The following is a 19,857-nucleotide window of genomic DNA, read 5'->3' as shown; positions in this document are numbered from 1 at the left end:
CGCAATGCCGCCGGACCGGCTGCGCCGCCATTGAGTCGCGGGCGCGGCGCGGCTCGCGCACCGGCCCGGACCTGGGATGATGAGCCGGATTCTAATACAACCTTGTATCTGAGTGCGAAACTGAATCCGAGGAATGTTTCAGTGCTAGACTCGCGTCCATCCGTGATACATAACGACGCCCCACGCCATGAAGCGCATCCGACTCACCCGCGAACAAAGCCGCGACCAGACGCGCGAGCGCCTGCTCGACGCCGCGCAGGCCGTGTTCATGAAAAAAGGGTTCGTGGGCGCGAGCGTCGAGGACATCGCGCACGCGGCGGGGTACACGCGCGGCGCGTTCTACTCGAACTTTTCGGGCAAGTCGGACCTGCTCGTGGAACTGCTGCGGCGCGATCACGAAGCCATGCAGACCGACCTGCGCGCCATCTTCGAGACCGAGGTCTCGCGCGAGCAGATGGAGGCGCGCGTGCTCTCCTACTACAGCCGTATGCCGCAGGACAACAAGGTCTTCCTGCTGTGGGTGGAAGCCAGGCTGCTGGCCGCGCGCGACGCGCGCTTTCGCACGCGCTACAACGCCTTCATGAAGGAAAAACGCGAAAGTCTTGCCGTGTACATCGAGGAATTTGCGGCGCGCGTGGGCATGCCGGTGCCGCTCGATCCGGAATTGCTCGCGCTCGGGCTGATGGGGCTGTGCGACGGGGTGCAGTTTCTCGCCACGGCCGATCCGCAGCATGTCACGCCGCCGGTCGTCGAAACCGTGCTGGGGACTTTTTTCGCACGCGTGGTGTTCGGCCGCGACGCGTGAGCCCGGCGTGCACGCAGCCCGCGACGCGCGCGCGTCAGGAGCCGAGGCCAGGGCCGTAGTTGCTGCCGATCAGCCGCGTAACCGACGCGACGTCCTGGTAATCCTGCTCGGGCATGCCGTCGAGGATGCCGAGCACCTCGTTGCTGGCGCCGGCCTCGCGCGCGGCGTCCACGAGTTCGTCCTTGTTGGCGGGCCAGCGCACTTCGCGCAGCACGTCGGCGAATTGCAGGTCGATGGGTTCGTCGGGAATGCGAGAGGCTGACATGCGTGGCGTCCTTTGCGCGGGCGGCCGGCATTGGCGGTCCGCGTCGTCGTCTCGTTTGTTGTGCGGATTTTGTTCAGACTTTGTTCGCGCTTTGTTTGCATTGCAGCGCGCAGCGCTAGCGCCGCGCCTCAAGCATACACAATCCTCCTCGCACGCCCTCGCGGCGTGCGCACGCGCTGCTCATTTGCCGCTCATGCGCCACTTTTCTTTGCCGCTTGTTCGCAAACGGGAGTACCGGCCAGGCTCAGGTCTGCTCGTGCAGGTCCGGGCTTAGCGTCTTGTCCAGCCGATGCGACCTGGGCAGCGTGAGGTACTCCCAGTGTTGCGGACCGTTGGCGGTCACGGGCACGTTGGGGGCGGGGGGCGCCACGGGGGCGTCGTAGGCGTGGGACTGTCCACTTGCGAGCGGAATGTGCGCGCTGGCCTGGGCGACCGGTGAGTCCTGGGCGGTGCGTACCGGAGCGGCGAAGCACGACGCCGACAACAGCACGGTGGTCATCAGTGTCGAGGTTTTCATCGCTCGACCTCCTTTCTCATGCGGCCCATAGGTCGCAGCAAGCGCCGTACCGCATCCGCCAGCGTGGGTGGCGGCGCAGGCAGCCGCGCCAGCCGGGGCGGCCCGGCGCGCCGCTACGCGAAGGCGCAACGAGCCACCTGGACGGCTCATGTGCGCGAGGCGCATACGGAAATACCATGATGGCAGGAAATGCGCCGACACGTCTCGAACGCGCGTGCTTTTTTGTCGGCGCCGCCGTTACGCGGGATTAAAGCGAGGGCCTGCGCAGCGCCTCGAAACGCGTCCAGGGCCACGACGGGCGGTCGCGCATATAGCCGTTGAGCCAGTTCCATTGTGGGTGGCGCTGCATGAACGCCTGGGCGTCGAACGGGCGGCCGCAGGGATGGCCCCAGCGCGCCCAGAACGACAGATCGCGCGCCATTTCGCTGTCGACCACCTTGCCGTCGTTCGCGCCCCATGGGTTGAACGGCCCGTGGTCGGCGCCGCCGAAGCGCGCGTCGTCGAGTTCGAGATGGCCGCAGATCGTGCGCGAGCACGGGTTGTCGCTGCGCTCGAGGTAGACGTCGTGGTGGTCCGCAATCATCGCCTTGGCGAGTTCGGCGTCGATCGTCCCGCGGTGCTCCTGCGCGAGTTGCATGAAGCGCAGGCGGCGCGCGCCGTTGCGGCGCACGTCGGTGTAGTCGTCGGCTTCGCCGGTGCACTCCTGGTTGCGGATCTTGAGGTCCGTGGCCGCGTTGAAGCCGCTGTAGAAGCCGTCTTTCGTGCTCTCGAAGCCCGCGTGCTGCAGGCCCAGTTCGTAGCGCGCGATCTCGCCCGTTTTGGTGTCGCCGAGCAGCCAGCTGTTCACATAGCCCGCGTTGTTCGCCTGCGCGAACATCTCGCACCATTGCGCGATGCTCGACGCATACTGCGTCGCGCGGCGCGAGCGATAGAACTCGGGGGCGCCGTTCGCACGGTAGCCGATGAAGTTCGAGATGGTCGTCTCCGTCACCATCAGGCCCGCGCCGTTGATCCAGAAGTCGGTGAGGCTCGAGATGCAGCCGGGCAGGCCCTGCATGAGGATACGGTGCCCCGAGTCGGGCACGATGTCGAACACGATATTGAAGGCATCGCCGGCCGCGTAGCGGTCCCACGAGTTGTGCGCCATGACGATGCGGCCGTCGCGCGTCGCGCTGCCCGTCGCGATGAAGGCGCTGCAATGGTGGCCGCGCCGCCCGCGCCAGGGGCGCACCGCCGGCTGCGCTTGCTGTGTCGCAACATGAACCGGCCACCAGCTCTGCAGCAGGTCCATGTAGCCGTTCCAGGCGAGCACTTCGGCGAATTTGAGACCGGCGCCGTCGGCGATACCCTGGATCTCGTCGGCGAATTCGGTGTCGAGGCGCGGCGCGAACTGCACGATCGCCGCGTTGATGAAGGTGTCGAAGTCCTCGCCCGTGTCCCACTTCGCGAGGTAGCGCGCGGTGCGGATCGCATTGCGGATTTCGTTGGCGAGCAATTTGCCGTGCTGCTCGCCGCGGTCGTAAGGCTCGCCCTGCAAGTGCACGAATATCCAGCCCGCGTGGTCGCGGCGTACGGCTTCGAGTGAGGGTTCGCTCATCTTCGCTCCGGTCATCCCCGCGTCGATTCTCGCTGCCCGCTGCGCGCACGTCGGTGCGCGGACGCACAGGGCGGGCCGCGTAGCGCGTTTCCCTCTAGATTCTAGAAAATCCGCTGCGCTTTGCCACGGGGCTCGTGGGCTGGCGAAGCCTACCGCTCCGCGTTCATGCGCTGATAGGCGTCGAGCAGCGACGTCTTGTACACCACGCCCGCGAGTGTCGGCTCGCGCGTGCTTTCGACCACGGGCAGGCGCTCGCCCTGAAACGACATGAAGTGCTGCAGGCCGACGGCGAGCGGCATGTCGGGCGTGAGCACGTCGAACGTCGGCTTCAGGTAGTCGCGGGCGTGCTTGTGCGCGGTATCGCGCTTTTGCAGCAGGTCCGAGGTGATGTCGGCGAGCGCAACCGCGCCGAGAAAGCGCCCCGTCTCGTCGGTCACGTAGAGGTACTTGACCGGATATTCGAGGAACACGCGCGTCATCTCCTGCACCGTGGCGCTCTCCAGAACGACAGTCTGCGCGGGGCGCACCAGCTCGCGCATCTGCGTCATGCGCAGGCGCATGCGTTCGGCTTCCTCGCGATTGCGATGCAGCGTGATTTCGTACATCGACGCCTTGCCGATCGCGCGCGCGACGAAATACGCAACGACGCACGAGAGCATGAGCGGCAGCACCACCTGGTAGCTCAGCGTCATCTCGAAGATCATCAGAATCGCCATGAGCGGCGCCTGGGTCGCGCCCGCGAGGAACGCGCCCATGCCCACCATCGCGTAGGCGTACGACGCCGAGGTGCCGTCGGGCCAGAGCGCGTGCATGCCCTGGCCGAACAGGCAGCCGAGCACGGCGCCCATGAAGAGCGTCGGCGTGAACACGCCGCCCACGGCGCCCGAGCCGACCGTCGCGGCCGTCGCGATGAGCTTGAAAACGAGCACCGTGGCGAGCGCCGTCCAGGTCCACGGCGAATGGAGGATGGAGTTCACGACGCTATAGCCGTTGCCCCACACCTCGGGCGTCCACACCGAAAGAATGCCGACCACGAGACCGCCGAGCGCGAGCCGCACGGGCAGCGGCGCGTTGATGCGGCCAAAGCCCTTTTTCGCGGTGGCCATCATCATGAGGAACTGCGGGGCGAGCGCGCCGCACAGGAGGCCGAGCCCCACGAAGAGCAGCACCTCGACGCCCGTCACCGGCGGGAACACGGGCATCTCGTACGGCGGCTTGTAGCCCGCGAACTCGCGCATGGTGATGTTGGCGACGACCGAGGAGACCACGATCGGCCCGAAGCTTTCCATGACGATGGAGCCGAGCACGATTTCGGTCACGAAGAAGGCGCCGGCGATGGGCGCGTTGTACGCCGAAGTGATACCGGCCGCCGCGCCGCACGCGACGAGCAGGCGCAGCCGCGAGGGATCGAAGTGGACCCAGCGGCCGATCAGCGAGGCGGCGAGGGCGGCGAGCTGCACCATCGGGCCTTCACGGCCGATCGAGCCGCCGCTCGCGATCGTGAAGAGCGACGAGAGGCTGCGCCAGATGCTCGTGCCGACGGGCATGACGCCGTCGCCGATCGCCACCGCCTCGATGTAGTCGGCGTGCATCGCCTTGCCGCTGCTGCCGGGCGCCTTGCGCCGCGCGAGCAGCAGCAGGCATCCCGCGATGAAGCCGCCGGCGGCCGGCATCCAGATGCGCCGGTGCCACGGCAGGTGGCGCGCCATCTCGACAAGGCTGCCTTCGCTGCCCGTGAAAAGCATTTGCACGTGCGCGATGCCCTCGCGAAAGATCACGGTCGCAAACGCGCCCGCCACGCCGACGATGACCGACCAGATCAGCATCGTATGGGCGTCGGACAGGCGAAAGAGATCGCGCGCGCGGGTGCGCAGTTTCAGCAGGAATGACAGCACGGCGGGCGGGTCAGGTTAAGGGTGAAAGAAAGCCGCGCGTGCGCAGGGCGCGACGTGCGGCGGGAAGCATAACGGGTGCGCGGCGACAAGTGCGCGCCGCGTGCATGAAACCGGGCGGCGGCGGATGCCTTCCACGGCCCGCGCGCATTCAGCGCACGGCCCGGTCGAGTTCGGGGTAGTGCCGGAAGATGCCCGTTTCGTTGAACGGCAGCCGCCGCTCCGAGTCGAGATAGGCGGCGATATGCGGGCGTTTGGCCACGGCGTCGCGCAGCGCGACGACCTGCGGATAGTGATCCCCGAAATGCTTCGTCGCCTTTGGAAACGCGTAGCGCAGGCCCTCGACGATCTGAAACATCGACAGATCGACATAGCTGAGCGCGTTGCCCACCATGTGGCGCGGGCCGTCCGGATTCTGCGCGAGCACGCGCTCGAAATAGCTCATGAATTTCGGAATGCGATGCGCGATGAAATCCGCCGAGCGCGCCTTCGCTGCGTCCTTCTGGTCCTCGTAGTAGAGCCCGCTGGCGATCGGATGATGGGTGTCGTGCGCTTCGGTCACGAGGTCCGCGATCGTCAGTTGCAGGCCGTTCGCGACGATGCGCAAGCTCTCGTCGCGCGGCGCGAGCTTGAGCTTCGGGCCGAGATAGAAAAGGATATTGGCGGTTTGCGGCACGATCAGGTCGCCGTCCTTGAGGAAGGGCGGGGCGTAGGGCGGATACGGTTCGTCGCTCTCCAGTTCGCCCATCATCGCGCCGATGCCGAGGCCGTCCTTCTTCTCGCCTCGCGCCACGTCCACGTAGGGCGCCTGCGCCTCTTCCAGCGCGAGCCGCACGAATTCGCCCCGGCCCTGCAGACCGTCCCAGTAATAGAGTTCGTATGCCATCGGTCGTCCCCTTGCGTTCATGGCCGTGCTCGCCACGGCCCGCGCGGCCGCTGCCCACGCAACCGGCAGCAACGCACAGTATCGCTCGCAACGCTCGCGCCTGGTTCGCGTGTGGCGTGCGCACGCGAGATGGCGTAAGGGGGCCGCGCGCAGAAACGCAAACAGCCCCGCCGCAGGCGGGGCCGGTGGCCGGGAGCGCCGGCGCACAAGGGATCGGGTCGGGGCGCGCGGCCCTCGGGCGCCGGGTCATCCGAACAGGCGCTGCACGCCCCAGGTGATCGCGAGACCGCCGCCGACCAGCCAGAGGTAGATGATGAAACCGGCGGTCAGTGCCCGCGGGCCGGCCTGGCGGATTTGCGAGACACGCGTCTCGATGCCGAGCGCGGTCATCGCCATGGTGAGCGCGAAGGTGTCGAGCGTGTTGACCGCGTGGGTGGCCGTTTCGGGCAGCACGTGGAGCGAATTGACGATCACGAGCGCGAGGAAGCCGAGCGCGAACCAGGGCACCGCGAGCTTGCGCGCGCCGCCGTGGCTGGCGTGGCCGTCGGCCATTGCCTTGCTGCGCGCCGCGCGGTTGAGCCACACGCCGAGCACGAGCAGCACCGGCACGAGCAGCATCACGCGCGTCATCTTGACGATGGTGGCGATGTGCGTGGCCTCCGGGCTTACGTTGCTCGCCGCGCCCACCACCTGCGCGACCTCGTGGATCGTGCCGCCGAAGAAGAGCCCGGCGCCGAGCGTATCGAGATGCAGCCAGCCCGCGCGGAACAGCACCGGGTAGAGGAACATCGAAAGCGTGCCGAACAGCACCACGCTGCCCACGGCCATGGCGCTCTTGTGCGGCTTCGATTGCAGCGTGGATTCGAAGGCGAGCACGGCCGCCGCGCCGCAGATCGCGCTGCCGGCCGCCGTGAGAATGGCGGTGTCGCGGTCGAGCTTGAGGAGCTTCATGCCGACCCAGGTGCCGATCACGAGCGTGCTCACGACGATCACGACCGATTCGACGAGCCCCGGCACGCCGACCTGGGCGATTTCCTGCAGGCTCACGCGCAGTCCGAAGAACGCCACGGCAATGCGCAGCAGCTTGCGCGCGGAGAAGTTCACACCGGCGGCCCAGCTTTCGGGCATGCCGTCGCGCAGCGCATTGCCGTAGATCGCCCCCGCGACGATGCCGACGATCAGCGGGCTCATGCCGAGCCCGGCGATGGCGGGCAGCGACGCGACGCTGGTGACGGCGGCCGCGAACAGCGCGACGAACAGGACGCCGTTGAGCTGCCCGCGGGTGGACGGCGATGATGCGTGCGCAAGACTGGGTGTAGACATGACGGCCTCTCTACCGGGCAATCCGGTCGAAAAATGGGGTAGCGAACAGGTCGCTATCGAATGGCCTAATCCTAATTTAGATATATCGATATGAAAAATCGTGATTTGTGACGTAATATATAGGACAACACGATGGTTTTCCACGATGACCCCGGAACAACTGATAACTTTCGCTGCCGTCGCCGAGCATCTCAATATCAGTCGAGCTGCGCTGGCACTGCATTTGTCGCAACCGGCCGTCTCGGGCCAGTTGCGGCTGCTGCAGGAGGAGATCGGCGAGCCGCTGTACCAGCGCGACGGCCGCGGGGTTCGCCTCACGCCCACGGGCGAGCAGCTTGCGGGCTACGCAGTGCGCCTGCGCGACACCTGGCGCGACGCCCTCAGCTACCGCGACGCGTTGCGCGGCCTCGAGCGCGGTACGCTGCGCATCGGCGCGACCACCACGCCCGCGAGCTACCGGCTGCCGTATCTGGTGGCGCAGTTCCACGGCTCCTATCCGCAGGTCAAGCTCGAAACGTCGAGCGGAAATTCGACGGACGTCGTGGGCATGCTCGGCGCGGTCGATATCGCGCTGATCGAGGGGCCGGTGGGCGAGCAGTTGCCGCCGGATACCGCTGTGCATGCCTGGCACGAGGACGAAATCGTCGCGATCGTGCCGCGCTCGCATACGCTGGCGTCGCAGCTCGACGCGCAAGGGGAGACGGCCGCTCCGATGCCGGCCATCACGGTGGAAGCGCTCGCGCAGTGGCCGCTGGTCCTGCGCGAGGATGGCTCGGGCGTGCGCCAGGTGGTCGAGCGCGCGTTCGCTCGCGCCGGCGTGCCCATGCGGGTGGCGCTGGAGATCGCGGGCGTGGAGGGCGTGAAGGAGGCAGTGCGGGCCGGTATGGGCATCGGCTTCGTCTCGGCGATGTCGATGCATCACGAGAACGGCGCCTTGCGGCAGATCCGCCTTGGGCCCGAGCCGCTTGCGCGGCGCTTCTCGATCCTGGTGCCACACGCGGGCGCGGCTTCGCGCGTTGCGCAGCGCTTCCTGGAACTGTGTCTCGCCGATGTTCCGGGCGTCTGAGCCCTCTGACCCAGGGCAATCCAGAATGGCGGCCTGAGCGGCTAACGCGCACTATCCGCCCTAATCAACCGGCGCGCAGGCGCTTTTTTTCGGGCTGGATTTGGAACCGGTTCCAAGAAAAGCGAAGTGCGCAACGGCAGGCAACAGGAAGACGGCAATGGCGGAAGTAGCAATCGTGGCGAGCGCGTTCGGCGCGCAGGCAATCTGGCGTGACGGTCACGCGGCGTGGAGCCGGCCGGCGCGGCGCGCGGGCGCGCAGGCGTTCGAGGTGCGGCGCGAGCTGATGCAGGATGCCGACGCGCAGCCCGAAGCGCTGCGCGCGCTCGGAACGGCGCTTGCGGACGAGGGTTTGTGGCGCGTGTGGTCCACCCCGGACACGCTGTATGGCGAGGATGGCGCGCTCGACGAGGCGGCACTATGCGGCGCAGTCGCCGCGGGACGGGCACTCGGTGCGCGTTTCGTGAAGCTGCAGCTGGGCGGTTTCGCAGGTGACGCCAGCGCGGCGCGCCTCGCGCGCCTGCTCGAAGCACTGGGCGCACGTACCGGCGACACCGTTGCCGCGAGCACCGGCCCGCGCGTCGTCGTCGAGAACGGCCAGCTCGAGCAGGGCGGCAAGCTCGACCAGTTCATCGGCCTCTTCAACGCGCTGCGCGACGGCGGCGCGCCGGGTGTGATCGGCATGACCTTCGACATCGGCAACTGGCAATGGCCGGGCGAGCCGCCGCTGCTCGCCGCCGCCGCGCTCGCGCCGTACGTCGAATACATCCATTGCAAGGCCGTGGTGGGCGAGGGCGCGCGCCGCTTCGCCGTCGCGCCGGACGACGACGACACGCTGTGCCGCGCCGCGCTCGCGCTGCTGCCGACCCACGTGCCGCGCGGCATCGAATTTCCGTTCGATCCGGCGCGCGTGCACGACGCCGCCGCGCACTACGTCGAGTGGCTCGCGGCCGCTTGAGCGCCGCGTGAAGCCGCGAAGCCGGTCCCCAGGCTCCCATACGATTCATCAGGAACGCATCTCATGACCGAAGCACTCGATGTCATCACCTACGGCGAAGCAATGGCGATGTTCGTCGCCGCGGAGCCGGGTCCGCTCGCCCAGGTCGCGCATTTCACGAAGCGCGCGGCGGGTGCGGAGCTCAATGTCGCGACCGGCCTCGCGCGCCTCGGTTTCAAGGTGGGTTGGATGAGCCGCGTGGGGGCCGACTCGTTCGGCCAGTTCGTGCGCGACGTGCTCACGCACGAAGGCATCGACGCGCGTTGCGTGAGCACCGACACGCGCTTTCCGACCGGCTTCCAGCTCAAGTCGAGGAACGACGACGGCAGCGATCCCGCTGTCGAGTATTTCCGTCGCGGCTCGGCGGCGAGCAAGCTCTCGGCTCGCGACTATCAGGCCGACTATGTGCTCGGCGCGCGCCATCTGCACCTGAGCGGCGTGGCGCCCGCCATCTCTTCCTCTTCACGCGAACTGGCGTTCAAGCTGGCCCACGAGATGCGCGCCGCGGGCCGCACGATCTCGTTCGACCCAAATCTGCGCCCCACGCTGTGGGGCTCGCAAGCCGAAATGGTGGGCACGCTCAACGAACTCGCGAGCTTCGCCGACTGGGTGCTGCCCGGCGTCGGCGAAGGCCTCGTACTGACGGGCTCGGGCGACCCGGAAGCCATCGCGCAGTTCTATCTTGCGCGCGGCGCACGCGGCGTGATCGTGAAGCTCGGCGCAGAGGGCGCGTACTACGCCACGGCCGAAGGCGAGCAGGGCCGCGTCGCGGCGCAGCGCGTGGAGCGCGTGGTCGATACCGTGGGTGCCGGCGACGGCTTCGCGGTGGGCGTGGTGAGCGCGCTGCTCGAAGGGCGTGAGCTTGCGGCGGCCGTGGCTCGCGGCAACCGCATCGGCGCGCTGGCCGTCCAGGTGATCGGCGACTCGGAAGGGTTGCCCACGCGCGCGCAGCTCGATGCGCTCGAAGCGGCGCAAACGCAGGCAGCCGCATAGCGGAACAGGCGGCGCAACGCCAAGTGCGGCGCGCCAAACGACATGAGACGAGAGGGCGGCACTGTCAGGTACCGAGCCCCATTCAACTGGAGACACCGATGACCTCAACCTCGCTCGCACCGCGCCGCTGGTGGGCAATCATGCCGATCGTGTTCATCACGTACAGCCTCGCCTATCTCGACCGCGCCAACTACGGCTTCGCCTCGGCGGCCGGCATCAACCGCGATCTCGGCATCAGCCCGGGGCTTTCGTCGCTGATCGGCGCGCTGTTCTTCCTCGGCTACTTCTTCTTCCAGCTGCCGGGCGCTGTGTATGCGGAGCGCCGCAGCGTGCGCACGCTCGTGTTCGCGAGCCTCGTGCTGTGGGGCGGCTGCGCCGCGCTCACGGGCGTCGTCACGAACATTCCGTCGCTGATGGCGATCCGTTTCGTGCTCGGCGTGGTCGAGGCGGCCGTGATGCCGGCCATGCTCATCTTCATCAGCAACTGGTTCACGAAGAAGGAGCGCTCGCGCGCCAACACGTTCCTGATCCTCGGCAATCCGGTCACGGTGCTGTGGATGTCGGTCGTCTCGGGCTATCTCGTCCATGCCTTCGGCTGGCGCCACATGTTCATCGCCGAGGGCGTGCCGGCTGTCGTGTGGGCCGTGTGCTGGTGGCTGCTCGTGCGCGACAAGCCCGCGCAGGTCGACTGGCTCTCCGACGACGAAAAGCGCGCGCTCGACGCCGCGATGCGCGCCGAGCAGGCCGCCATCAAGCCGGTGCGCAACTATGCCGAGGCGTTCCGCACGCCTGCCGTGATGCTGCTCTCGGCGCAGTACTTCTGCTGGAGCATCGGCGTGTACGGTTTCGTGCTGTGGCTGCCCTCGATCGTGAAGAACGGCTCGGCGCTCGGCATGGTCGAAACGGGCTGGCTTTCCGCCGTGCCGTATCTCGCGGCGACCATCGCGATGCTCGCCGCCTCGTGGGCGTCGGACAAGCTCGACAATCGCCGCGCCTTCGTGTGGCCGTTCCTGCTGGTCGGCGCGCTGGCCTTCGCGCTCTCCTACGCGCTCGGCTCGACGCACTTCTGGATCTCCTACGCGCTGCTCGTGGTGGCGGGCGCGGCGATGTACGCGCCGTATGGCCCGTTCTTCGCGATCGTGCCGGAACTGCTGCCGAAGAACGTGGCCGGCGGCGCGATGGCGCTGATCAACAGCATGGGCGCGCTCGGCTCGTTCGTCGGCTCCTATGTGGTCGGGTATCTGAATGGCGCGACGGGCTCGCCTGCGGCATCCTATGCGTTCATGAGCGCGGCGCTGCTCGTTTCGGTGGGCCTCACGCTCGCCGTCAAGCCGCAGCGCGCCGCCGCCCGTGCTTATGCATCGCCGGCTCACGGAAAATAACCTCTCTTTTCTAGCGCACTTATGAAGCCGAAAATCGTTGTCTACAAAGCCTTGCCCGCCGACGTCGCCGACTATCTGCGCGAGCACGCCGAACTCGTCGACGTCGATGCCGACCAGCCCGGCGCACTCGCCGCCGCGCTAAAGGACGCCGACGGCGCGATCGGCGCGAGCGTGAAGATCACAGCGGCGATGCTGGACGGTTCGCGCGTGAAGGCGCTCTCCACGATCTCCGTGGGCTACGACCAGTTCGACGTGGCCGATCTCACGAAGCGCGGCATCGTGCTCGCCCACACGCCTGACGTGCTGACCGAATCGACGGCCGACACCGTCTTCTCGCTGATCCTCGCGAGCGCGCGCCGCGTGGTCGAACTGGCCGACTGGGTCAAGGCGGGCCACTGGAAGGGCAGCATCGGCCCGGCGCAATTCGGCGTGGACGTGCAAGGCAAGACGCTCGGCATCGTGGGGCTCGGGCGCATCGGCGGCGCCGTGGCGCGCCGTGCCGCGCTCGGCTTCAACATGAAGGTGCTGTACACGAACCGCAGTCGGAACGAAGCGGCCGAGCGCAACTATGGCGCGCGCCGTGTCGAATTCGACGAACTGCTCGCCAGCGCGGACTTCGTGTGCCTGCAGGTGCCGCTCACCGACGCCACGCGCCATCTGATCGGCGCGGAACAGTTGAAGAAGATGAAGAAGGGCGCGATTCTCATCAACGCCTCGCGCGGCGCGACCATCGACGAAAACGCGCTGATCGCGGCGCTCGAAGCGGGCACGATCCACGGCGCGGGCCTCGACGTATTCGAGCGCGAGCCGATCGATCCCGCGTCGCCGCTGCTGCGCATGCCGAACGTGGTGGCGCTGCCGCACATCGGCTCGGCCACGCACGAGACGCGTCACGCGATGGCGCGCTGCGCGGCGGAGAACCTCGTCGCGGCGCTCGCCGGCACGCTTAACGTGAACGTCGTCAACCGCGAGGTGCTCGCGCGATGAGCATGGCTGCGGGCGGCGCGGATCGAGAGCGCGACGTCGGTACGACGGAAACGGGCGCTGCGGCGACGGCGCCGCGCCGCGCGACCATCAGCGACGTGGCGCGTGAAGCCGGCACCGGCAAGACCAGCATCTCGCGCTATCTGAACGGCGAGCTGGGCGTGCTTTCGCCCGACCTGCGCGCGCGCATCGAGGCGGCGATCGAGCGGCTCGACTATCGCCCCAACCAGATGGCGCGCGGGCTCAAGCGCGGCCGCAACCGTCTGCTCGGCCTATTGATCGCCGATCTCGCCAATCCCTATTCGGTGGAGATTCTGCAGGGCGTGGAGGAGGCGTGCCACGCGCTCGGCTACATGCCGCTCATCTGCCACGCGGCGAACGAGATCGACATGGAGCGGCGCTACCTGCAACTGCTCACCACGTATCGCGTGGAAGGCGTGATCGTCAACGCACTCGGCGTGCGCGAATCGATGTTGAAACCCGTGGGCAGCGGCGGCATTCCGGCGGTGCTGATCGATCGTACCGTCGACGGCCTCGATGCGGACATGGTCGGCCTCGACAACGCGGCGGCCGTGCGTCTCGGCACCGAGCATCTGCTTGCGCGCGGCTACGACGACATCGTGTTCGTGGTGCAGCCGTTCGAGCAGGTGAGTTCGCGGCGCGAGCGCGAAGCGGCGTTTCGCGAGTCGATGCAGACGACGAAGGGCGCGGCGCGCGGCCTCACGCACGTGCTCGATCTCCACGACGAAGCCGCCGTGCAAGCCGCGCTCGCGGCGCTCGACACTCACGTGGAACACGCGCTCGAGCGCGGTGCGCGGTGCGCGCTGTTCGCGGCCAACGCGCCGGTGGCGCTGCGCCTCGCCTTGCATCTGAAGGCGGCCCTCGGCGCGCAGTGGCAGCAGCGCGTGGCGCTCGCCGCCATCGACGATCCGGAGTGGGCCGAGCTTGCCGGCATTACGACGATCCGCCAGCCGACGCGCGAGATCGGCTATCGCGCGGTGGAGTTTCTGCACGAGCGCATCGAAGGCGCGGCGCCCAAGGCACGCGCTGCGGCGTTCGAGGGCGAACTGGTGGTGAGGGCTTCGACGCAGGGGTGACGACGGCGCGATTGCGGGCCCCTCGCGCAGCCGGGGCTGCGCGCAGGCGCCGATATCTGCGATCATTCGGGCTGCGGCGCGCGTGCGTGCGTGCCGAACGTCATAAGGAAGCCCATGTCCGTAGCTCCGATCACGCTCGTCTGCCTTTCGCTCGCGACGCTGTTCGTCGCCGCCTTGCCCGTATCGCTGTATCGCCGGCTGCGTGTGCCGTTCGCGCTCGACTGGCGCGATACGATCACGGGCGTCGCCATCTTCGCGTTGTTCGCGACTGTGATCGAGCGCGCCGTCAACGACTACATGCTGCACGGCAACGCCGCCGTCGCGCAGGTGCTTTCGAATCCCGTGTTCTTCGTGATGTACGGGGCGCTCGCCGCGGGCGTGTGCGAGGAGGTCGGGCGCTATATCGCCATGCGCGTCATCGCGCGCCGCGGCGCGGGCAAGCCCAACGCACCCGCTGACGGCGCGGCGTTCGGCTACGGCATCGGCCATGCGGGTGCGGAGGCGTGGTTCGTCGGCGTGCTCGTGCAGCTGCAATGGATCGTGTTCGCGGTGCTCGCGAATCGCGGCGATCTCGACGAGCATCTGTCCAATCTCACGATGGACTCGGTCTTGCGCGTCCATCTGATTCTCGCTAGCCTTTCGCCGCTGTTCGCGGGCGTTTTCGCGCTCGAGCGCACGGCCGCGTTCGTGTTCCAGATCGGCTTGTCGGTGCTGATGTGGCGCGGCGTGCGCGCGGGATGGAAGGGGATTTTGCCGCTCGCGATCCTCGTGCACGCGCTCATCGACGTGCCCGCCGCGATGTACCAGGCGCATCTCGTGCCGCTCGTAGCCGTGGACGGTTTGTATGTGGTGGCGGCCGTGGTGGTCGCCGTCGTGCTTTTCAGGACGTGCCGCCTGCAGCGGCGCGTCGCGCGCGCGGCATGAGTACGCGCGTCTTACTTCTTTTTTCTGGCGTCAATGGAAGCCTATCTGTTTGAATGCGCGAGCCTCGAATTCGACGAGCTCGCCCGCGTGATCGCCGACATCTTTCCCGAGCAGACGCGCTTTGCCGAAGAGCCGACTGAAAACGGCGTGCCGCAACTGGTCGTGCACTGGGTGGCGATGCGCTTCGGCTCGAAGGCGCGCCGCATGGTGCTCACGGTGGCAATCGCGCCCGCCGCGCTCGCGCGCTATCGCGCCTTGCCGCCGCGGCTGCGCGGTCGCAGCTTCGCGGTGTTGCGCGCCTATGTGGAGGCGACGATCGAATCGCTCGAGGAGCAGCACGCGAAGGGCGAAGACGTGCCGCGCGAGGTGACGATCGCGCTGGACGAAGAGTTTGCGTAAAGCGCTTGCTTGAAGCGACGGGCGCGGCGCGCCCGTTCGGCATTGCGCTGGGACTTAGTCGGCGAGCTTGTAGACCTTGGCGAAACGTGCGGCCTGCACGACGCCATAGTCGCCGGGCGCGTATTGCATGACCCAGTCGCCGGCTACGCCGCTGAGCCGGTCGCCGCCGGCCGAACGTACGAGCGTGAACGGCTCGTCCATGCGCCTTGCGAGCACCACGACCTGGTGGTTGCGATACGCGCCTGCATCGCCGTGGGCAAGGGTGTCGCTCGCCGGCAGGTACTTCGCATCGAACCGGTCGCGCGAGACGACCCAGCGATCGCCGGTCGAACCAGTGATGATCGCGTCGCCGGGCGCGTAGCGGTTCGGGCCTTCGAGGCTCATTAGCTCGCCGGCTACGGCTGCGAACTCGACGCTCACGGTCTCGTCCTTGACGACGCGCTGTGCGGCGGGGTCGACACGCAGGTCGAGTTGGGTCAGTTCAATCATGGCGGCAGCAGCGGACGGGCTTCACAAAAAACGGCTTTCGAAGAAGCGACGGCCGGGCAGTTTCGCCCGGCCGTCGCGCGGTCCGCAAGGGTACCCTGGATCGGGCCGTCGCGCACGCATGGGAGCGCGACCCGATTCGCGGGTGCGCCTTCCTCCGTCTTACTGCGCGGCCGGCGTGCTGGCCGCTTCGGTGTCGCTGGCTGCGGCGCCTGCGGACGGCTTCGCCTTGCCCTTGTGCGTCGGATGCCCCGGCTTGCCCGACGGGCCGTGCTCATTGCCGTGGCGGAAGGCCTGATCGGCGAGCTTCTTCTGTTCCGGCGAGAGGCTCGTGTAGAGCGGCTCGAACGCCGAGACGAGCTTCTGCATGTCGTCCGCGTGCGCCTGGGCGATCTGCGCGTACTGCTTCATGTCGTCGAGCGCGTTGCGCGAGCTTTCGCTCTCCGCACGCTGCTTGAAGAGATTCGACATGGTCTCGCCGTTGCTGCGCATGGTGTCGGCGAACGTCTTCCATTGCGGCTCTTGCTCGGGCGTGATCTTGAGCTGCGTGTGCAGCCACGTGATGCGCTCCTCGACGCGCTGCTGATGCTGCGCGGCGCGCACGTCGGCGCTCGACGCGGCCGCGGCGGTTGCCGAGGCGGCCGGCGCGGCGCTTTGCGCGAACGCTCCGCTCATCGAGAGCGAGGCGGCAAGGATGACGAAAGCTTTCTTCATTGTGACTCCTTGAATCATTTCGTAGCGGGTAGCATGGCCAGAATGGCTGCAGGCGTTATTAGTACCACGTTCTCGCTTCATGACGCCCCGGCTGCGACACTTGCTTACAAACGAAACGCGTGGAAATACCCGTCGGGCATGACTTGCGCGACGCGAGCGCCGCCCGGCGTGCTCACCCGCGCGCGATAATGACGCCGTTCAGACTTCCCATCCAGACCGCCCCCCGATGAGACCTCCGCGCCTCGATCAACTCGACGACCTCGACCGCAGCCTCGTCGCGCTGCTGCAGGAAAACGCGCGCGAAAGCGTCGCGAATCTCGCACGGCGCCTGGGCGTCGCGCGCACCACGGTGCTGGCGCGCATCGAGCGGCTCGAACGCACCCAGGTGATCGCCGGCTACGGCGTGCGCCTCGGCCAGGACGTGCTCGACGCGAGCCTGCAGGCGTGGGTCGGGCTCATCATCGCGCCACGCCACGGGCCCGATGTGCAAAAGCGCCTCGGCAAGATGCCCGAAGTGCAGCTGCTGTGCGCGGTGAGCGGCGAGTACGACTACGTGGCGTGGCTGCGCGCCGATTCGCCCGACCGCCTCAACGACCTGCTCGACCAGATTGGCGGCATACCCGGCGTGGAGCGCACGACCACGTCGATCGTGCTCGCGCGCAAGGTCGATCGCGGCTCGGTAACGGGCTGAAACTCGGGCCGAGCCGCGGGCCGGACGGCGAGGTATTCGCCGTCGAAAATGAATGGTTTCGTCATTTCGACGAAACTGATCGTCATAATGACGAAAATGGCGGTCGAAACGCATCGTTTTGCGTCTATGAACCGTATTCGTCTCTCCCTAGACTGTGTTTGAGCGGGCGCTGCCCATCCCCAAGCATAGAAAACCAAAGGAGATGACCCATGAAAGTTGCGATTGCAGGCGCCGGCCTGATCGGCCACACCATTGCCCACATGCTGCGCGAGAGCGGCGACTACGAAGTCGCGGCGTTCGATCGCGATGCGAAGGCGCTCGAGCCGCTTGCGGCGCAGGGCATCCCCACCGCGCGTGTCGATTCCGGCGACGCGGCCGCGCTGCGCGGCGCGCTGGATGGCTACGACGTGCTCATCAATGCGCTGCCGTATTATCTCGCGGTGAACGTCGCCTCGGCAGCGAAGGGCGCGGGCGTCCATTACTTCGACCTGACCGAGGACGTGCGCGCGACCCACGCGATCCGCGCACTGGCCGACGGCGCCGATCATGTCTTCATGCCGCAATGTGGTCTCGCGCCCGGCTTCATCGGCATTGCGGCGCATGCGCTCGCGAGCCGCTTCACCGAGATCCGCGACGTCAAGATGCGCGTGGGCGCGCTGCCGCAGTTCCCCACCAACGCGCTCAAGTACAACCTCACGTGGAGCGTGGACGGTCTCATCAACGAGTATTGCCAGCCGTGCGAAGCGATCCGCGAAGGCCGCACGCAGTGGGTGCAGCCGCTCGAAGGTCTCGAGCATTTCTCGCTCGACGGCGTGGAGTATGAGGCCTTCAACACCTCGGGCGGCCTGGGCACGCTCTGCGAGACGCTTTCCGGCAAGGTCGAGTCGCTCGACTACAAGTCGGTGCGCTATCCAGGTCATCGCGCGCTCATGCAGTTCCTGCTCGAAGACCTGCGCCTTTCCAGCGACCGCGACACGCTCAAGTCCATCATGCGCCGCTCGGTGCCTGCCACGGAGCAGGACGTCGTGCTCATCTTCATGACGGTGACCGGCATGCGCGACGGCAAGCTCGTGCAGGAAGTGTTCACGCGCAAGATCTTCGCGAAGACGGTGTGCGGCGTGCCCATGAGCGCGATCCAGATCACCACCGCCGGCGCCATGTGCGCGGTGCTCGACCTGTTCCGCGAAAAGCGTCTGCCGCAAGCCGGGTTCGTGCGTCAGGAGCAGGTGTCGCTCCAGCAATTCCTCGCGAACCGCTTCGGTCAGGTGTACGAAGGCGCGACGCTCGACAGCCGCGCGAAGGTGGCGGCCTGAAATCTCAGGTCGATGCCGTTGCCGACACGATGCGCTCAAGCAAGGCGTCGTAGTCGGCCGCGGCGGGCGCGCTGTTGTCGAAGAGCAGCAGGCCGTCGAGTTGCGCACCCGTCGGCATGAAGCGCCGCTGCCGGTATTCGTCCCAGTGAGCGAGCTTGTAGGCGTCGATCGGATGGGCGCGCGCGACGATGCGCGCGTGCGCCGTTTCCTCGCTCGTATGCACCCACACCACGGTGAGCCCCACCTCCTGACCGACGCCGAGCCACGCGCGGTCGAACAGCTTGCGCTCGCGCACCTCGCGCGATAGCGGGCCGACCACGAGCGCGCTCACGCCAAGCTCGAGGTTTTCGCGGGCGGTGTCGATGAGCCCCCGGTACTCGGGTTGGCGAAAATGCTGCAGGAAGAGTGGGCTGTCGCGATCGTTCGGGTCGTGCGTGAGCGCGCCCATTGCGGCGGCGCTATAGCTGCCGTAGAGCGTGTCCTTGTCGAGCAGGCAGAACGGCTCGCCGGTCTCGCGGGCGAGCGGGGCGAACAGGCGTTTGGCAAGCGACGTCTTGCCGGCGCCGGCGTGGCCGCAGAAGAACACCAGACTCGTCACGGGCGGTGTGCCTCGCCATGTGGTGTGCCGGCGCCTGCCGAAGGGACGTTATCCGGGCCGGTCCGCTCCGGTCCGTGTCCGTTCAGGAATTTGCCGTTGGCGTCGAGCCACATCACGTTGATGATGCCAAAGCCGAGCGCAACGCCGATGCCGAGGATCCACGCGAAGTACCACATGGCCGTTGCCTCCTCTTGATGCCGGTTGCGAGCGCTGCCGCGCATTCCCCAAAGCATATAACAACGATGATCGGTCTGGCGCCCGTGCGGATATGATGGGCGCGAACCAGCAGCCAGAGGTCAGAAGAGGGGAAAGCGCCCATGCCGCCTTTGCCGTCGCGCAGGTCGATTGCGAGTCTCGCCGCCGCCATCACGGTGGTCGCCGCGTTCGCACTCGGCGGCTGTGCCGAGGAGCAGCCGCAGCCCATGCCGTTCAAGCCCGTGCCGGCCGAACGCATCCTGAAGCCTGGCTACACCGCGCCGGGCGAGGGCCTCGTGGCCGTGGACGTGCGCCGCGAGCGCACCCGCAACGTCATCGTCAAATTCCGCGACGCGCCCGTCTACCTCGACGGTGAGCCCGTGACCGACCTCATGGACGGCGAGCACGTCACGTTCTACCTCACGCCGGGCGTGCACCGCATCGCCGTGACGACCCAGTTCGATCCCGTGATCGAATTGCGCTTTCTCGTGGATCCGCGCTACACCAACCGCGCGAGCGTCACCTTCGACAAGGATCACCACATCGGCATCCGCCGCGTCGCGCAGTAGGCCAGCCGCCGTTCGCCACGACCGTTGCGCGCGGGCACGGACAGTGCTCCCAAACGCCAGTCAGGCGCCGTCAGGCGGGCGCGCGCCGCTCGGGCACCCCGTCCAGACGCCGCCGGTCGACGGAACCCCTTACACTTGGCAACCGGTGCAACTCGAAGCGGCGCGGG

Annotated in this window: 22 protein-coding genes; 12 read left to right on the top strand and 10 right to left on the bottom strand. The window is 67.5% G+C overall.

From position 1 onward, the window contains the following. Window positions 1-187: 187 nt before the first annotated feature. The gene (locus AB4Y40_RS00870) at window positions 188-805 is read left to right on the top strand and encodes a TetR/AcrR family transcriptional regulator (protein ID WP_368686080.1); all 618 of its coding nucleotides are present in this window, start codon (window positions 188-190) and stop codon (window positions 803-805) included. Between the two features lie 34 nt (window positions 806-839). Here the strand turns inward: AB4Y40_RS00870 and AB4Y40_RS00865 are convergent, their stop codons facing one another. From AB4Y40_RS00865 to AB4Y40_RS00840, 6 genes are all read right to left on the bottom strand, one after another. Next, complete coding sequence (locus tag AB4Y40_RS00865; protein WP_069265678.1) at window positions 840-1,070, bottom strand: DUF2795 domain-containing protein; 231 nt, start codon at window positions 1,068-1,070, stop codon at window positions 840-842. A 244-nt stretch (window positions 1,071-1,314) separates the two neighbouring features. Beyond that, window positions 1,315-1,587 carry a hypothetical protein gene (locus AB4Y40_RS00860; protein ID WP_368686079.1) on the bottom strand — a complete coding sequence of 91 codons (273 nt, stop codon included), beginning with the start codon at window positions 1,585-1,587 and terminating at the stop codon, window positions 1,315-1,317. Window positions 1,588-1,834: 247 nt separating this feature from the next. Then, window positions 1,835-3,184 (bottom strand): C45 family autoproteolytic acyltransferase/hydolase, encoded by a 1,350-nt coding sequence (locus AB4Y40_RS00855; protein WP_368686078.1) that lies wholly within the window; start codon window positions 3,182-3,184, stop codon window positions 1,835-1,837. Between the two features lie 149 nt (window positions 3,185-3,333). After that, window positions 3,334-5,079, bottom strand: coding sequence for a ClcB-like voltage-gated chloride channel protein (locus AB4Y40_RS00850; RefSeq protein WP_368686077.1), 1,746 nt, complete (start codon window positions 5,077-5,079; stop codon window positions 3,334-3,336). A gap of 148 nt (window positions 5,080-5,227) precedes the next feature. Then, the gene (locus tag AB4Y40_RS00845; protein ID WP_368686076.1) at window positions 5,228-5,962 is read right to left on the bottom strand and encodes a glutathione S-transferase; all 735 of its coding nucleotides are present in this window, start codon (window positions 5,960-5,962) and stop codon (window positions 5,228-5,230) included. 246 nt (window positions 5,963-6,208) lie between these two features. Beyond that, window positions 6,209-7,285 carry a YeiH family protein gene (locus AB4Y40_RS00840; protein ID WP_368686075.1) on the bottom strand — a complete coding sequence of 359 codons (1,077 nt, stop codon included), beginning with the start codon at window positions 7,283-7,285 and terminating at the stop codon, window positions 6,209-6,211. Between the two features lie 145 nt (window positions 7,286-7,430). On the opposite strand from AB4Y40_RS00840, the gene AB4Y40_RS00835 reads away from it, so the two are divergent. From AB4Y40_RS00835 to AB4Y40_RS00800, 8 genes are all read left to right on the top strand, one after another. Continuing rightward, window positions 7,431-8,351, top strand: a complete 921-nt coding sequence (locus AB4Y40_RS00835) for a LysR family transcriptional regulator (protein ID WP_368686074.1) — start codon at window positions 7,431-7,433, stop codon at window positions 8,349-8,351. A gap of 157 nt (window positions 8,352-8,508) precedes the next feature. Beyond that, window positions 8,509-9,306, top strand: a complete 798-nt coding sequence (locus tag AB4Y40_RS00830; RefSeq protein WP_368686073.1) for a TIM barrel protein — start codon at window positions 8,509-8,511, stop codon at window positions 9,304-9,306. Window positions 9,307-9,369: 63 nt separating this feature from the next. Beyond that, complete coding sequence (locus AB4Y40_RS00825; RefSeq protein ID WP_368686072.1) at window positions 9,370-10,338, top strand: sugar kinase; 969 nt, start codon at window positions 9,370-9,372, stop codon at window positions 10,336-10,338. A 98-nt stretch (window positions 10,339-10,436) separates the two neighbouring features. Then, entirely contained in the window at window positions 10,437-11,720 is a 1,284-nt protein-coding gene (locus AB4Y40_RS00820; protein ID WP_368686071.1) for an MFS transporter, read from the top strand. Window positions 11,721-11,741: 21 nt separating this feature from the next. Continuing rightward, complete coding sequence (locus AB4Y40_RS00815) at window positions 11,742-12,707, top strand: 2-hydroxyacid dehydrogenase (protein WP_368686070.1); 966 nt, start codon at window positions 11,742-11,744, stop codon at window positions 12,705-12,707. Then, window positions 12,704-13,801, top strand: a complete 1,098-nt coding sequence (locus tag AB4Y40_RS00810; RefSeq protein ID WP_368686069.1) for a LacI family DNA-binding transcriptional regulator — start codon at window positions 12,704-12,706, stop codon at window positions 13,799-13,801. The genes AB4Y40_RS00815 and AB4Y40_RS00810 overlap by 4 nt, the downstream gene beginning before the upstream one ends. Window positions 13,802-13,915: 114 nt before the next feature. After that, window positions 13,916-14,725 (top strand): YhfC family intramembrane metalloprotease, encoded by an 810-nt coding sequence (locus AB4Y40_RS00805; protein WP_368686068.1) that lies wholly within the window; start codon window positions 13,916-13,918, stop codon window positions 14,723-14,725. A gap of 33 nt (window positions 14,726-14,758) precedes the next feature. After that, complete coding sequence (locus AB4Y40_RS00800; protein WP_368686067.1) at window positions 14,759-15,124, top strand: DUF3022 domain-containing protein; 366 nt, start codon at window positions 14,759-14,761, stop codon at window positions 15,122-15,124. A 54-nt stretch (window positions 15,125-15,178) separates the two neighbouring features. Here AB4Y40_RS00800 and AB4Y40_RS00795 read toward each other — a convergent pair whose 3' ends face one another. Beyond that, window positions 15,179-15,613 (bottom strand): PGDYG domain-containing protein, encoded by a 435-nt coding sequence (locus AB4Y40_RS00795; RefSeq protein WP_342921300.1) that lies wholly within the window; start codon window positions 15,611-15,613, stop codon window positions 15,179-15,181. A 159-nt stretch (window positions 15,614-15,772) separates the two neighbouring features. After that, on the bottom strand, window positions 15,773-16,324 hold the full coding sequence (locus tag AB4Y40_RS00790) for a Spy/CpxP family protein refolding chaperone (protein WP_368686066.1): 552 nt from the start codon (window positions 16,322-16,324) through the stop codon (window positions 15,773-15,775). Between the two features lie 226 nt (window positions 16,325-16,550). Between AB4Y40_RS00790 and AB4Y40_RS00785 the strand changes: the two genes are divergently transcribed. Continuing rightward, the gene (locus tag AB4Y40_RS00785) at window positions 16,551-17,015 is read left to right on the top strand and encodes an Lrp/AsnC family transcriptional regulator (protein ID WP_042265707.1); all 465 of its coding nucleotides are present in this window, start codon (window positions 16,551-16,553) and stop codon (window positions 17,013-17,015) included. A 209-nt stretch (window positions 17,016-17,224) separates the two neighbouring features. Continuing rightward, entirely contained in the window at window positions 17,225-18,328 is a 1,104-nt protein-coding gene (locus AB4Y40_RS00780; RefSeq protein WP_368686065.1) for a saccharopine dehydrogenase C-terminal domain-containing protein, read from the top strand. Window positions 18,329-18,332: 4 nt separating this feature from the next. Here AB4Y40_RS00780 and AB4Y40_RS00775 read toward each other — a convergent pair whose 3' ends face one another. Continuing rightward, a complete protein-coding gene (locus AB4Y40_RS00775) occupies window positions 18,333-18,926 on the bottom strand; it encodes an AAA family ATPase (protein WP_368686064.1) in 594 nt (197 codons plus the stop codon). After that, window positions 18,923-19,102, bottom strand: a complete 180-nt coding sequence (cydX, locus tag AB4Y40_RS00770; RefSeq protein WP_368686063.1) for a cytochrome bd-I oxidase subunit CydX — start codon at window positions 19,100-19,102, stop codon at window positions 18,923-18,925. The genes AB4Y40_RS00775 and cydX overlap by 4 nt, the downstream gene beginning before the upstream one ends. Before the next feature lie 141 nt (window positions 19,103-19,243). Here cydX and AB4Y40_RS00765 point away from each other — a divergent pair, with 141 nt between their 5' ends. Beyond that, complete coding sequence (locus AB4Y40_RS00765) at window positions 19,244-19,690, top strand: hypothetical protein (RefSeq protein WP_368686062.1); 447 nt, start codon at window positions 19,244-19,246, stop codon at window positions 19,688-19,690. Window positions 19,691-19,857 lie beyond the last annotated feature (167 nt).

The sequence above is a fragment of the Paraburkholderia sp. EG287B genome (assembly GCF_040965595.1).
Taxonomy (GTDB): Bacteria; Pseudomonadota; Gammaproteobacteria; order Burkholderiales; family Burkholderiaceae; genus Paraburkholderia.
This window is presented reverse-complemented; position numbering and strand designations above follow the sequence as displayed.